The organism is Micromonospora zamorensis (assembly GCF_900090275.1).
Taxonomy (GTDB): domain Bacteria; phylum Actinomycetota; class Actinomycetes; order Mycobacteriales; family Micromonosporaceae; genus Micromonospora; species Micromonospora zamorensis.
Genome location: NZ_LT607755.1, coordinates 5,843,808 through 5,857,876, shown reverse-complemented (window position 1 = coordinate 5,857,876; position 14,069 = coordinate 5,843,808). Strand labels below are relative to the sequence as shown.

12 protein-coding genes are annotated in these 14,069 nt (G+C 70.7%); 9 read left to right on the top strand and 3 right to left on the bottom strand.

Going from position 1 to position 14,069, the window contains the following annotated elements; genetic code table 11:
• The first annotated feature begins 46 nt into the window (after positions 1-46).
• The 3 genes from GA0070619_RS26155 (at position 47) to GA0070619_RS26145 (ending at position 6,398) form a co-directional block, all read left to right on the top strand.
• Entirely contained in the window at positions 47-1,714 is a 1,668-nt protein-coding gene (locus tag GA0070619_RS26155; RefSeq protein ID WP_088950484.1) for a fumarate hydratase, read from the top strand.
• Between the two features lie 257 nt (positions 1,715-1,971).
• Complete coding sequence (locus GA0070619_RS26150; RefSeq protein ID WP_088952062.1) at positions 1,972-4,953, top strand: AfsR/SARP family transcriptional regulator; 2,982 nt, start codon at positions 1,972-1,974, stop codon at positions 4,951-4,953.
• A gap of 35 nt (positions 4,954-4,988) precedes the next feature.
• A complete protein-coding gene (locus tag GA0070619_RS26145) occupies positions 4,989-6,398 on the top strand; it encodes a class II fumarate hydratase (RefSeq protein ID WP_172862123.1) in 1,410 nt (469 codons plus the stop codon).
• A gap of 17 nt (positions 6,399-6,415) precedes the next feature.
• Here the strand turns inward: GA0070619_RS26145 and GA0070619_RS26140 are convergent, their stop codons facing one another.
• Positions 6,416-6,706, bottom strand: a complete 291-nt coding sequence (locus GA0070619_RS26140) for a hypothetical protein (protein ID WP_088950483.1) — start codon at positions 6,704-6,706, stop codon at positions 6,416-6,418.
• 288 nt (positions 6,707-6,994) lie between these two features.
• Between GA0070619_RS26140 and GA0070619_RS26135 the strand changes: the two genes are divergently transcribed.
• The 3 genes from GA0070619_RS26135 (at position 6,995) to GA0070619_RS26125 (ending at position 8,738) form a co-directional block, all read left to right on the top strand.
• Positions 6,995-7,807 carry a helix-turn-helix domain-containing protein gene (locus GA0070619_RS26135; protein ID WP_088950482.1) on the top strand — a complete coding sequence of 271 codons (813 nt, stop codon included), beginning with the start codon at positions 6,995-6,997 and terminating at the stop codon, positions 7,805-7,807.
• A complete protein-coding gene (locus GA0070619_RS26130) occupies positions 7,798-7,980 on the top strand; it encodes a DUF397 domain-containing protein (RefSeq protein WP_414855615.1) in 183 nt (60 codons plus the stop codon). Before GA0070619_RS26135 ends, GA0070619_RS26130 begins: the two co-directional genes overlap by 10 nt.
• Before the next feature lie 176 nt (positions 7,981-8,156).
• Positions 8,157-8,738 carry a GNAT family N-acetyltransferase gene (locus tag GA0070619_RS26125; RefSeq protein WP_088950481.1) on the top strand — a complete coding sequence of 194 codons (582 nt, stop codon included), beginning with the start codon at positions 8,157-8,159 and terminating at the stop codon, positions 8,736-8,738.
• On the opposite strand, the gene GA0070619_RS26120 is transcribed toward GA0070619_RS26125, so the two are convergent.
• A complete protein-coding gene (locus tag GA0070619_RS26120) occupies positions 8,705-9,250 on the bottom strand; it encodes a CGNR zinc finger domain-containing protein (RefSeq protein ID WP_088952059.1) in 546 nt (181 codons plus the stop codon). The two genes, GA0070619_RS26125 and GA0070619_RS26120, sit on opposite strands and share 34 nt — an antisense overlap.
• Positions 9,251-9,335: 85 nt before the next feature.
• Here GA0070619_RS26120 and GA0070619_RS26115 point away from each other — a divergent pair, with 85 nt between their 5' ends.
• The 3 genes from GA0070619_RS26115 (at position 9,336) to GA0070619_RS26105 (ending at position 12,987) form a co-directional block, all read left to right on the top strand.
• On the top strand, positions 9,336-10,301 hold the full coding sequence (locus tag GA0070619_RS26115) for an EamA family transporter (protein WP_088952058.1): 966 nt from the start codon (positions 9,336-9,338) through the stop codon (positions 10,299-10,301).
• Positions 10,302-10,406: 105 nt separating this feature from the next.
• Positions 10,407-11,198 (top strand): HAD family hydrolase, encoded by a 792-nt coding sequence (locus tag GA0070619_RS26110; RefSeq protein WP_088952057.1) that lies wholly within the window; start codon positions 10,407-10,409, stop codon positions 11,196-11,198.
• Positions 11,199-11,295: 97 nt separating this feature from the next.
• Complete coding sequence (locus GA0070619_RS26105) at positions 11,296-12,987, top strand: S8 family serine peptidase (RefSeq protein ID WP_172862122.1); 1,692 nt, start codon at positions 11,296-11,298, stop codon at positions 12,985-12,987.
• A gap of 182 nt (positions 12,988-13,169) precedes the next feature.
• Here the strand turns inward: GA0070619_RS26105 and GA0070619_RS33615 are convergent, their stop codons facing one another.
• Positions 13,170-13,793, bottom strand: coding sequence for an endonuclease domain-containing protein (locus tag GA0070619_RS33615; protein WP_231927161.1), 624 nt, complete (start codon positions 13,791-13,793; stop codon positions 13,170-13,172).
• Positions 13,794-14,069 lie beyond the last annotated feature (276 nt).

Sequence of the window (14,069 nt, the reverse complement as noted above, 5' to 3'; positions counted from 1 at the left end):
CCGGCGGGTGGGAGTGATCGACCGGTCTGCCCTAGGCTTGCCGCTCATGAGCAGTGCCGCCGCATTCTCGTACGCCCCTCTGCTGCCGACCGGCCCTGACCAGACGGACTATCGCCTGGTCACCGACGAGGGCGTGGACGTCGTACACGGCCCGGGAGGCCGCCGGTTCCTCACTGTGGAGCCGGCCGCGCTCACCGCGCTGACCGCCGAGGCGATGCACGACATCGCGCACTTCCTGCGCCCCGCGCACCTGACCCAGCTCCGGGCGATCATCGACGACCCGGCGGCCTCGCCGAACGACAGGTTCGTCGCACTGGACCTGCTGCGCAACGCCAACATCGCCGCCGGTGGGGTGTTGCCGATGTGCCAGGACACCGGCACCGCGATCGTCATGGGCAAGCGCGGCCGGCACGTGCTGACCGACGGTGGCGACGCCGAGGCCATCTCCCGGGGCGTCTACCAGGCCTACACCAAGCTCAACCTGCGCTACTCCCAGCTCGCCCCGCTGACCATGTGGGACGAGCGGAACACCGGCAGCAACCTGCCGGCCCAGGTGGAGCTGTACGCCGAGGACCCGGACGGGCACCCCGACGCGTACAAGTTCCTGTTCATGGCCAAGGGTGGCGGCTCGGCCAACAAGTCGTACCTCTACCAGGAGACCAAGGCGCTGCTCAACCCGACGCGGATGATGCAGTTCCTGGAGGAGAAGCTGCGGCTGATCGGCACCGCCGCCTGCCCGCCGTACCACCTGGCCATCGTCATCGGCGGCACCTCCGCCGAGTACGCCCTGAAGACCGCGAAGTACGCCAGCGCCAAGTACCTCGACGCGCTGCCCACCTCGGGTTCGATGAGCGCACACGGCTTCCGTGACCTGGAGCTGGAGGCGGAGGTGCTGGAGCTGACCCGCAACTTCGGCATCGGCGCGCAGTTCGGCGGCCGGTACTTCTGCCACGACGTGCGGGTGGTCCGGTTGCCCCGGCACGGTGCGTCCTGCCCGGTGGCGATCGCCGTCTCGTGTTCGGCGGACCGGCAGGCGGTCGCCAAGATCACCCCGTCGGGTGTGTGGCTGGAGCGGCTGGAGACCGACCCCGCCCGGTTCCTGCCCGACGTCACCGACGACTCGCTCGACGCCGAGCTGGTCGTGCGGGTCGATCTGAACCGGCCGATGGACGAGATCCGCGCCGAACTGTCCAAGTACCCGGTGAAGACCCGGCTGTCGCTGTCCGGCCCGCTCGTGGTGGCCCGGGACATCGCGCACGCGAAGATCGCTGAGCGGTTGAACGCCGGCGAGCCGATGCCCCAGTACCTCCGCGACCACGCGGTTTACTACGCCGGCCCGGCAAAGACCCCCGAGGGCTACGCCTCCGGCTCCTTCGGCCCGACCACCGCCGGCCGGATGGACGCGTACGTGGAGAAGTTCCAGGCCGCGGGCGGCTCACAGGTGATGCTGGCCAAGGGCAACAGGTCGGGTCAGGTGACCCGCTCCTGCCAGCAGCACGGCGGCTTCTACCTCGGCTCGATCGGTGGCCCCGCGGCCCGCCTCGCCCAGGACTGCATCAAGCACGTCGAGGTCCTCGAATACGCGGAGCTGGGCATGGAGGCGGTCTGGAAGATCGAGGTGGAGGATTTCCCGGCCTTCATCGTGGTCGACGACAAGGGCAACGACTTCTTCGCCGAGGTCACCAAACCGGTGCTCACCGTCGGCCGCCGCTGACCGCCACGTACGCGACGGGGTGCCGGGCGAACTCGCCCGGCACCCCGTCTGTCGTCCGTGCTCTGCCGACATCGGTGCGCCCGCCCCGATTGGGTGGGGCGGGCGCACCGCCCCCGTCGGATGCCGTCACCGACAACCCGGTGCGAGTCTGAGGCGCACCCCTGTCGATCCGCTCTCACATCACTATCACCAGCATGCGTCAATGTGTGACCGCCGGGTTACGCTGCTGCAAGTTGCAGATCACGGCGGGGGAGCAGATGCGGTTCGGGATCCTGGGGCCTCTGCGCGTTGGCGATGGCGAGGCCACCGTCACCGCCGGCCGGGACCGGATCGTGCTCGCCATGCTGCTGCTGCGCTCCGGCCGGCTGGTGCCCGTCGAGGATTTGGTGGACGCGGTCTGGGAGGAGCGTCCGCCCGCAACCGCCCGGGCCCAGCTGCAGACCTGCGTGTCGCGGTTGCGGCGACGGTTCGCCGAGCTGGGGCTGGCACCGGAAATCATCGTCACCGACCCGGCCGGGTACGGCATCCGTATCGCCCCGAGCGACCTGGACGCCGACACCTTCACCCGCGGCGTCGATGAGGCCCGATCCGCTGTCGCAGCCGGCCGGTTCGCCGAGGCGGCTGAGCGGTTCCACGCGGCCCTGGCGCTCTGGCGAGGGCCGGCGCTCAGCGGCATTCCCAGCCGCAGCGTCCGCCGTCGCGCACAGACCCTCGACGAACAGCGCCTCACTGCGCTGGAAGAGCGCGTCGACGTCGAGCTGCGCCTCGGGCGGGCCGCCGAGCTGATCGAGGAGATCGCCGAAAGCGTCGACCAGCATCCGCTGCGAGAACGGCTGCGCGGCCAGCTGATGCTCGCCCTGTCCTCGGTCGGTCGGCAGGCCGACGCGCTCGCGGTCTATCGCGAGGGCCGGCGGTTCTACGCCGATGAGCTGGGCATCGAACCAGGTGCCGAGCTGCAGGAGCTGCACCAACGGGTGCTCGCTGGCGACCTGGCCGTCACCGGTTCGGAGGAGTGGTCCTTCGCTCCGGTCCGGGCACTGCCCAGGGCGATCAACGATTTCATCGGACGGCAGGAGACCCTCGCCCGACTGGTGAAGGAGATCGAGGAAGACGACGCCCGAATCCAACTCGTCGACGGCATGGCGGGCAGCGGGAAGACCACGCTGGCCGTGCACGTCGCCACGGCGCTCGCGGACCGTTACCCCGACGCGCACCTCTTCATCGACCTGCACGGGCACAGCGAACGGGAGCCGTTGCCGCCGGCCGCTGCCCTTGCCGCGCTGCTCCGCCAGCTCGGTGTCCCCGGGGACCGGATCCCCGCCGACGCTGACGAACGCGCCGCCCTGTGGCGGAGCAAACTGTCCGGACGGCGGGCGATCGTGGTGCTCGACAACGCCGCCAGCGCCGCTCAGGTCGCGCCGCTGCTGCCCAGTGGTCGGGACAGCCTCACCCTGATCACGAGCCGCCGCCGGCTCGCCGGGCTGGACGGCGGCAAACCGTCGTCACTGGCCGTGCTCGACCCCGAGGAGGCGGTGGAGCTGCTCGGACGGGTGGTCGGTGCCGACCGGGTCGCCGCCGAGCCGGAGGCGACCACCGAGGTGATCACCCGCTGCGGGCACCTGCCGCTGGCGATCCGGCTGGCGGGGGCCCGACTCGCCCACCGGCCCCGGTGGCGGGTCCGCGACCTGGCGGACCGGCTCGCCACCGGACGGGACACCCTGACCGAGCTGTCGGCCGGCGAACGCTCCGTCGGGCAGGCCTTCGCTCTGTCGTACGCACAGCTCGACCTCGACCAGCAGCGGATGTTCCGGCTGCTGGCGCTGCATCCCGGGGGCTTCTTCGACGATCGGGCGGCGGCGGCGATCGCCGACCTGCTCCTGCCGGACGCCCAGGACCTGCTGGACAGTCTCGTCGACGCGCACCTCGTCGACGAGCCGGAAGCCGGCCGTTTTCGCTTTCACGACCTGATGCGCGAATACGCCCGACAACTGTTGGAGACCACCGAGACCGCAGCGAGCCGGACGGCCGCCACCGTCCGACTCCTTGATCATTACCTGCACGTGGCCCACGCCATCGCCAGTCGGATGGAGCCGGTCGCCAGTCGGTCCGCCCTGGTGCTGCCGGAACCTCCCCGAGCCGATCTGGTGCGGGCGTCCGTCTCGGATGATGCTGCCTGGTTCGACGCCAACCGCGCGGCGCTTCCGGCGCTGGTGCGGCTGGCCGCCGACGAGGGGCACCTGGAACGCTGCTGGCAGCTGGCCCGCACATCCTGGTTCTATCTGTTCAGGCACGGCCACCTGGACGAGCTGGTGGACACCCACACCGTCGCGCTGAGCGCCGCCGAGCAGCTCGGCGACGCGGGAGCCATCGCCACAGTGCGCAACTACCTCTCCTCGGGCTACTTCCGGCTCGGGCGGTTCCCGGAGGCCATTGAGCTGATGGAGGTCGCGCTCCGGCTGCGTCAACGGCTCGGCGACCGGCGTGGTGAGGCGACGGTCCGCCGGAATCTGGCCGTCGCGTACGGCGCGAACTGGCAACTGGCTCCCGCCATGGCCCACTCCGCCGCGGCACTGTCGCTCGTCTCCGGCGGTGACCAGCCGGCGGAGGTCATCGCGATGCTCAACAATCAGGCGTTTCTGCTGCTGGCATCGGGTCGCTACCCGGAGGCGCGGCTGGCCTCGCGGCGGCAGTTGCGCCTGGCCCGCGAGACCGGCGACATGAACAGCCTGTGCAACGCCCTCGGTCACCTCGGGGCGGTGCGGGCCCGGCTCGGCGACTATTCGGGAGCACGCCGGTTCCTGCGGCTCGCGTTGAAGTTCAAGCGCCGGCAGGGCAACCGCTTCGGCGAGGGCGAGGTCCTCAACGAGCTGGGCACCATCGAGCGGATCCTGGGTCGGCCGGAGGAGGCCGCGACGCTGCATCGCGAGGCGCTCGCCGCCATGGCCAAGTCCGGCGACCGCATCGCCGCCAGCGTGTCACGCAACCTGCTGGCCCGTGCGCTGCTCGACCAGGGGGACGTGGCCAGCGCGGCGGACCTGCACCGGCGGGTGCTCGCCGATGCAGTCCGGATGAACGCCCCGCACGAACAGGCCGGGGCGCTGGACGGTATCGCCCGCTGCCTGCGAGACACCGACCCGGGTGCGGCACGGTCGCACTGGTTCCGGGCGCTGTCCCTGTTCCGCCAGATCGAGTCACCGGAACAGCACGAGGTGGAACGGCTGCTGGCCGAGTTGGGCTGACGGATCATCTGCGAGTCGGCCACGGGCGCGGCAGGATGGTACGCGTGACGACTCCAGAGGCGACCGGTTACCGGATCGAACGCGACTCGATGGGCGAGGTGGAGGTGCCCGCCGAGGCGCTGTGGCGGGCACAGACCCAACGCGCGGTGCAGAATTTCCCGATCTCCGGCCGGGGCATCGAACCGGCCCAGATCAAGGCGCTCGCGCAGATCAAGGGCGCGGCGGCCCAGGTCAACGGCGAGTTGGGCGTGATCGACGCCAACGTGGCCGCTGCGATCGCCGCCGCCGCCGCGCACGTGGCCGACGGCGGCTACGACGACCAGTTCCCGGTGGACGTGTTCCAGACCGGCTCCGGCACGTCGTCGAACATGAACACCAACGAGGTGATCGCCACCCTGGCCAGCCGGGAGCTGGGGTCGCCCGTGCACCCGAACGACCACGTCAACGCCTCCCAGTCGAGCAACGACGTCTTCCCGTCCTCGATCCACCTCGCTGCCACCCAGTTCATCGTCGAGGATCTGCTGCCGTCGCTGGCCCACCTGGCGTCGGCGTTGGAGGTCAAAGCCGCCGAGTTCGAGACGGTGGTCAAGGCCGGGCGTACGCACCTGATGGACGCCACCCCGGTCACGCTCGGCCAGGAGTTCGGCGGGTACGCCGCGCAGGTCCGCTACGGCATCGAGCGGTTGGAGGGCTCGTTGCCCCGACTGGCCGAGCTGCCGCTGGGTGGCACCGCCGTCGGCACCGGGATCAACACCCCGCTCGGCTTCGCCGCCGCGGTGATCGACAAGCTGCGCGAGTCGACCGGGTTGCCCCTGTCCGAGGCGCGCAACCACTTCGAGGCGCAGGGCGCCCGGGACGCGCTGGTGGAGACCTCGGGGCAGCTGCGTACCGTGGCGATCGGCCTCTACAAGATCGCCAACGACATCCGCTGGATGGGCTCCGGCCCCCGTGCCGGCCTCCGTGAGCTGCGCATCCCCGACCTCCAGCCCGGCTCGTCGATCATGCCGGGCAAGGTCAACCCGGTGGTGGCCGAGGCGATGCGGCAGGTCTGCGCACAGGTGATCGGCAACGACGCGACCGTCGGCTTCGCCGGCTCGCAGGGCGACTTCGAGCTGAACGTGATGCTCCCCGTGATGGGCCGCAACCTGCTGGAGTCGATCCGGCTGCTCTCCGCGGTGAGCCGGCTGTTCGCCGACCGGCTGGTGGTCGGCCTGGTCGCGGACGCCGAGGTCTGCCTGGCGTACGCCGAGGGGTCGCCGTCGATCGTCACCCCGCTCAACCGCTACCTCGGGTACGACGAGGCCGCGTCGATCGCCAAGGAGGCGCTGGCCAAGCAGACCTCCATCCGCGAGGTGGTGATCTCCCGGGGGCACGTCGACTCCGGCAAGCTCACCGAGACCCAGCTCGACGAGACGCTGGACCTGCTGCGGATGACCCACCCCTGACAACCGGCCTGCCCGGCTCAGCGGGTGTCGCGTGGTCTGGCCCAGCCGAGGAAGCGGGTGAAGAGCGCCGCGGGCTCCGGGCCGTCGTGTGGGTTGAGCCGGTACAGGTCGGCGGCCGCCTCGTGCAGGACCGCGCACAGGTAGACGCTCAACCCCACCCGGTCGTCGGCGTACTCCTGGCGGAGGGTGAGCCGCGCGACCGGGCAGGGCCAGGGTGCGGCGCAGACCCGGCACAGCCAGAGCGGGCGCAACGGCAGGTGTGGCCGACAGGGCGTCGTGGCGCGGTTGTCCGGGGCGGTCCGGGACATGCTGCTGCCTTCCTTTGGAGCTGAATCGTTTGTGGCATCGGCCCCGTTCGCCCCTCGCTCAGCCCTTTTCCACCGGAGGTGGGACCGCCCGGCCGGGGGAGCGGGCGGTCCCGTGCGGCGCCGACAGACCCGGGGGACGGGGAGCGGCGCCGCACTTCACAGTCTGGTGATCAGGCGACTACGGTCGGAAGGGTTTGGCCGCGTCGTCACAGTCGCCCTGTTTCGGGTGGCGCCGCCGCTGGCGGCCGACTGGAGTTGATCGTCAGCGGGGTGGAGGGGCGGCACGGCATGGCCGATGGACAGATGACGGCGGCGGCGTTCCTGGTCGCGGAGCTGCGCCGGGCCCGGGCTCGGCGAGGCTGGAGTCAGGACGAGCTGGCCAAGGCGGTCAACTACTCGGCATCGATGGTCAGCGCCGTCGAGCTGGGCCAGCAACCGCCCACCGCCAAATACCTGGAACTCGTCGACCGCGCCCTGGACACCGGCGGCCTGTTCGGCCGCATGTCCACCGAGCTGGTCAGCCTGGACCGGGCGCAGCCCTGGCTACGTGGCTGGCAGGCAATCTTCGCGCAGGCGCGGACGGTTCGGTGGTACGAGCCTTGCTACGTGCCAGGGCTCTTCCAGACGGAGGACTACGCCCGCGCGGTCTTCGAGGCCGGCGGCCTGCTCGCTCCCGAGGAGGTCGAGCGGCGGCTGACCGACCGGATGAACCGCCAGGACGTGCTGCACAGCGAACGTGCGCCGCAGATCGTGGCGGTGCTGGACGAGGCGGTGCTGCGGCGACGGGTGGGTGGGCGGAAGGTGATGCGCGACCAGACGCTGCACCTGGTGGGCATCGCCACCGGGCACCCTCGGGTCCGATTGCACGTGGTGCCACGATCCGCCGAGGAGTACCCGGGGCTCGGTGGGCAGTTCGCGCTCGCCGCCCTGCCCGACGGCGCCGAGGTGGCCTACCTGGAGGGCCAGGTTCGCGGCCAGGAGCTGGACCAGCCGCGGGATCTGTTGCGGTTGCAGCGGGTCTGGGAGGCTACCTTGGGCGAAGCCCTGCCCCCGCAGGCGTCCATCGAGTTGATGAGCGAGGTGGCCGAATCGTGGAGTTGACCGACGCTCGATGGCGCAAGAGCAGCCGCAGCAACCAGGACAACTGGTGCGTCGAGGTGGCGACGAATCTGGGGGACGTGGTCGGGGTGCGAGACAGCAAGGACTTGGGCGGGCCCGTGCTGGTTGTCGACGCGTACTCCTGGCGGCTCTTCGTGGTCGCGCCCCCGCGCTGACGCGACCGCCTCGCCCGCGATGGTGGTCGCGGGGTTGGTTGCCCGCAACTTCGGGGAAGTTGCTGCCTCGTCGCGGCCTGACGCAGCAACTTCCCCGATGTTGCGCGGATCTTGCCTGCGGACGGGCGCGGGTAAAACGGCTCGACGGTGGGGTGGGGCGGCGGGATGATCCCGTCATGAGTGACCTGCCCCGCACCGAGCGGCTGCGGTTTCGGCGGTTGACCATGGCTGACGTGGACGCGCTGGTCGACCTGGACAGCGATCCCGAGGTGATGCGGTTCCTCAGCGGTGGTGTGGCCACGCCGCTGGCCACGGTCCGCGACGAGCAGTTGCCGAGGCTGCTGGCCCAGTACGAGCGGCATCCCGGGTTGGGCCGTTGGGCGGCGCTCGACCGGGGGACCGGCGACTTCCTGGGTTGGTTCGCGCTCGACCCGTCGGCGGACGGCACCGAGGCCGAGCTGGGCTACCGGCTGCGGCGCTCGGCGTGGGGGCTCGGGCTGGCCACGGAGGGGTCGCGGGCGTTGGTCCGGTACGCCTTCGACGCCGTCGGGGTGCGTCGCGTCTGGGCCGAGACGATGACGGTCAACGAGCGGTCCCGGCGGGTTATGGCGAAGGCGGGGTTGCGCTACCTGCGGACCTTCCACCTTCAGTGGGACCACCCGATCCCGGGCACCGAGCACGGCGAGGTGGAGTACGAGTTGCGGGCCGAGGAGTGGGCCGCCGCTCAGGAGCGACCCGCCGCCCGGCGGGCGCGGTAGGCGGTCACCGCGGCGCGGTTGCCGCAACCGGCCTCGCAGAACCGCCGCGACCGGTTGCGGGACAGGTCGACGACCACGCTGTCGCAGTCCGGGTACTCGCAGATCCGCAGCCGGCGCAGCTCGCCGGCGCGAACCAGGTCGGCCATCGCCATCGCCGCCTCCACCGCGATCCGGGTGGCCAGAGGCGCGTCCCGGGGTACGGCGTGCAGGTGGTACGGCTCGTCGTCGTGCTCGATGAGCTGGGGCAGCGCCTTGTGTTCCAGCAGCAGGCCGTTGACCAGCGCGACGATCTCGGGTGGCTTCGCGTACCAGATGCGGCGTAGCTGGGGCCGCAACTCCCGGACGGCGCGTAACTCGGCGTCGGTGTGCTCGTGTCGCCCGCTGTAGGAGTAGCGGACGAAGAACGCGTCCAACGCGGCGACGTCGGGCAGCTGCTCGCCGTCCCGACCCGTCGTGTTGACCAGCGCGGCGGCGGCGATCAGGGAACATTCAGTGTCATGAGCAAATAGCATCTTGACTCCTGTCATGGCTTCCGCCTAACGTCACGGGCACAAGGATAGTTTGCTCATGACACGGTGCCGTCCCGAGGAGCGCGACATGCACTCACGACCTGCTGCCGGCGCCGCGTTGGCGTTGCTCTCCGCAGTCACCTTCGCCACCTCCGGCACCTTCGCGCGCTCACTCATCGACGCCGGCTGGTCGGCCGGGTCCGCAGTGATCGCCCGGGTCGGCATCGCCGCCCTGGTGCTGGCGATCCCCGCCCTGCTGTCGCTGCGGGGCAGGTGGGCCGTGCTGCGGAGCAACGCCACGGCCATCGGGCTGTTCGGCCTCCTCGGGGTGGCGCTGGCCCAGGTCTGCTTCTTCAATGCCGTGCGCTACCTGCCGGTCGGTGTCGCGTTGCTGCTGGAATACCTCGGCATCATCCTCGTCGTCGGCTGGATGTGGGTGCGGCACGGACAGCGACCCCGCCGGCTCACCGTGGCCGGATCGGTAGCCGCACTGGCCGGGCTGGCGTTCGTGCTCGACCTCGCCGGCACCGCCGACTTCCACCCGGTCGGTGTGCTCTGGGGACTGGGTGCGGCAATCGGCCTGGCCGGGTACTTCGTGCTCGCCGGGCGGGTCGACCCACGGCTGCCCTCGGTCGCCCTGGCCAGCGGCGGGATGGCCGTCGGCGCCGCCGTCCTGCTCCTCGTCGGGCTGACGGGTCTGCTGCCGCTGCACGCCACCTTCGGCGAGGTCACGTTCGCCGGGCAACCCACCAGTTGGCTCCTGCCCATCGCCGGGCTCTCGCTGGTGGCCGCCGTCATCGCATACCTCGCCGGTATCGCCGGCACCCGGATCCTCGGCCCCCGCCTGTCGTCGTTCGTCGGGCTGACCGAGGTGCTCTTCGCGGTGCTGATCGCCTGGCTGTTCCTGAACGAGCTGCCCACCGGCTGGCAGCTCTTCGGCGGCGCGATGATCATTGCCGGGGTCGCGCTGGTACGCCTCGACGAACTGCGCGGGACACCGGCGGCGTCCGCGCCGGTGTCGACCGAGCCGGAGTTGGTGCTCGCCGGTCGGTGAGTGTGCTCGGTGCTGGCGCTCGGGGGTCGGTGCCGGTGACCGGCGGTCGTGCTGGTGCTCGGCGGCTGCGGTCGGTGGTCGGTGGCCGGTGGGACAGTGGGTGGCGTGCTGACCACTGTGGTGTTCGATGCCGACGAAACCCTGCTCGACCTGCGGCCGGCGGTGACGGGCGGGCTGGTGGCCGTCCTCGACGAGATGCGGCGGCTCATCCCGGCGGCGGCCGAGGTGACGCTCGCTGAACTGGAGTCGGACTGGGGCGCGGTCTTCGGCGAGATGAAGGCCGCGCCGGTGGCGGAGATCCGCCGGGCCGCGCTGGCCCGGTCGCTGGCCCGCGCCGGACTGGACGACCACCTGGACGAGGTCGCGATCCTCTTCTTCGCCCGCCGGTTCGCCCTCACCCGACCGTTCCCGGACGTGCCACCGGCGCTGGCCACACTGCGCGACCGGTACACCCTGGGCTTCGCCACCAACGGCAACAGCCGCACCGAACGGTGCGGGCTCGCCGGTGAGTTCGCCTTCGAGGTGTACGCGCACGTGAACGGCCTGCCCAAGAAGCCTGCGCCGGAGTTCTTCGCAGCGGTGGTGGCGGCGGCCGGGGTGCCGGCCGAGCAGATCGTGTACGTCGGAGACTCGTGGGAACACGACGTGGTGGCACCCCAGCGGGCCGGCCTGCGGTCGGTGTGGTTGAACCGGCAGGGGCTGCCCCGCCCCGCCGGGTGCACGCCCGACGCCGAAGTGTCCAGCATGGCCGAACTGCCGATCGCGCTCGCTCATCTGCATGCCGGTGCCGCTGTGGGTGGCATTGGTGTGGGCGCTGGTCCGGGCGGTGTTGGGGTGGGCAGCGCTGGTGTGGGCGGCGCTGGCGTGGGCGGCGTTGACGTCGAGCTGGGTGGATGAAGGAGAGATTCACCGCCATAACGGGCGTTCATCTGGCGCAAACTCGAAGGTTGTTGTGTGATGGCTGCCACGTCCCTCAACGAGAGGATCTGATGTGGTGAGCAAGCGCTTCACCGTCGGCACTGTCGCAACCGCGGCAGTGCTGGCACTTACGGCTTCGGGGCTGGGTGTACCGGCCAGCGCCGCGCCAAGCGACTCCCGCACCTTCACCGTCGTTGCCGAGGACGGCGTCGCCGCCGACACGGCCGTCGCCGCGATCCGGGCAGCCGGCGGCACGGTGGTGTCGCGGTCCGACGAGGTCGGCATGTTCCAGGTCACCAGTGACCGGGCCGACTTCGCGGCCAGGGCGAACGCCGCCCCGACGCTGCTCGGCGCCGCCGAGCAGAAGGCCATCGGCCGCAAGCCGAAGCTGGACCGCGTCGAGCAGGAGCACCTGACGGCCGCTGCCGCCAACGGTGCCGCTCGTGCCGCAGCCAAAAAGGGCACCAAGCTCGACCCGCTCGACGACAAGCTCTGGGGCCTGGAGATGATCCGGGCCGACAAGGCCCGCAAGATCGAGCCCGGCGACCGTCGCGTGACCGTCGGCGTACTGGACACGGGCGTCGATGCCAGCAACCCGGACATCGCGCCGAACTTCAACTGGTCGCTGTCGCGCAACTTCGCGCCCGACCTGACCGACGTGGACGGCCCCTGTGAGGTGCCGAGCTGCCTCGACCCGGTCGGCACCGACGACGGCGGGCACGGCACCCACGTGGCCGGCACCATCGGCGCAGCGGCCAACGGCTTCGGCCTCTCCGGCGTTGCCCCGAACGTCTCGCTGGTCGAACTCAAGGGTGGCCAGGACTCCGGCTACTTCTTCCTCGACCCGGTCGTCAACGCCCTGGTCTACGCCGGCCGGTCCGGGATCGACGTGGTCAACATGTCGTTCTACGTCGACCCGTGGCTCTACAACTGCACCGCCAACCCTGCCGACTCGCCCGAGGACCAGGCCGAACAGCGGGCCATCATCAAGGCGATGAAGCGGGCGTTGATCTTCGCTCACAACAAGGGCGTCACCCTCGTCGGTGCGCTCGGCAACAACAACGAGGACCTGGGCGCACCCCGGACCGACGTTACGAGCCCGGACTACGGTGCCGACCCGTACCCCCGGCCGATCGACAACAACAGCTGCTGGGACATGCCCGCCGAAGGCCCACACGTGATCGGTGTGTCGTCGGTCGGCCCGTCCGGCAAGAAGTCGGATTTCTCCAACTACGGCACCGAGCAGACCTCGGTCGCCGCCCCGGGCGGTTGGTTCCGGGACGGCTTCGGGACCGACACGTTCCGTACCGACGCCAACATGATCCTCTCCTCGTACCCGAAGCACGTGCTTCAGGAGGAGGGTTCGGTCGACGCCGACGGCAACATCGTCGCCGGGTTCGAGGAGTCGGTCTTCAAGCAGTGCAAGGCCAACGGTGAGTGTGGCTACTACACCTACCTCCAGGGCACCTCGATGGCGTCCCCGCACGCCGCCGGCGTCGCCGCGCTGATCGTCAGCCGGTACGGCAAGCCGGAGCGCCGGGGCGGCTTCGGGATGTCGCCGGACCTGGTCGAGCAGCACCTGTACCGGACGGCAGCCGAGCACGCCTGCCCGGAGCCGCGCCTCCAGCAGTACCGCAACGAGGGCCGGGACGAGACCTACGACGCCTACTGCGCCGGTGGAGTCAACTTCAACGGCTTCTACGGCTACGGGATCGTCGACGCCTACGCGGCGGTGAAGACCCTGCTCAAGCCGAACGCCCGCCCGTAAAGCACCACCTCGGGGCCCGGTCGACAATCGTCGACCGGGCCCTGTCGGCGTGCGCGGTGGTGTCCGTGTGCGTGGCTCCGTTCCTCGCCTTGATCGACTCGGGTTTCTTGAAGGTGGGGTGTCGGGGGCCGATGGATGCCACGGTTTCCAGGAACCCGAGTCGATCAAGGCCAGCTCGGGGATCACCGTCGCCACCCGCGGCTGACCAGCGCGTCGCGCACCTCTCTGAGCACCGCCGGAAACTCGGCGTGCAACCGTCGACTCGTCACATGCAGGACCAACCAACCCGCGCCGACCAGCAGGTTGAGCCGACGGCGGTCGCGGTGAAGCTGATCTGCGTCGGAGTGCCACTTTCCGTCGTACTCGACCGCGACCCGATACTCCGGCCACGCCAGGTCGGGGTGCAGGACAACGCCGCTGGCCAGGCGTACCCGATGTTGAACGACCGGCCGTGGCAGCCCACCGAGCACCAGCCGTACGCGCAGGTGTGACTCCGGCGGTGACTGGGCTCCGCCGTCAGCCAGGTCGAAGACCCATCGTGCCCGCCGCCCACCAGGCCGCTCGGCGTTGCGGGCAGCCAGTGCGGCCAACGTGTCGCGATCGGTCAGCCCCTGCCCGAGCAGAGAGTCGACAACGGCGACTGCCGGGATCGGGTCGAGCCACACCGCCGTTTCCCAGGCGGCCCGCCCCGGGTCGGAGCGGGGGATCGGGCCGCTCGGGTCCCAGTTGGGCTGGGACGTGACACCCGCTCCGCCCCCGTCGGCCAGCCTGGAGACCACGACGCTGTCCGGTCTGGTGATCGCCATGCTGCCCGTCCTGGCCGTCACCGCTTCCGGTCGGGCAAGCTGCCGAGCTGGGCGTGATGGTGCTCCGATGGTCGGCGGCCGCCCTGCTCCCGTGGGGAGCCCGGTTCGCGATGGGCGCGCTACGTCACGTGATCGTCCTGTCTCCTGCGAACGTTCTGCGTCCGGCGGATCCCATGTTCCTGGTGGGCGGCGCGAGGCCGGTGGCGGCGCGGCGAGGGCCGGCATCTCGTCCATCTCGTCGTCGAGGAGCGGGGTGATGGCGTTGACGTGCACGCG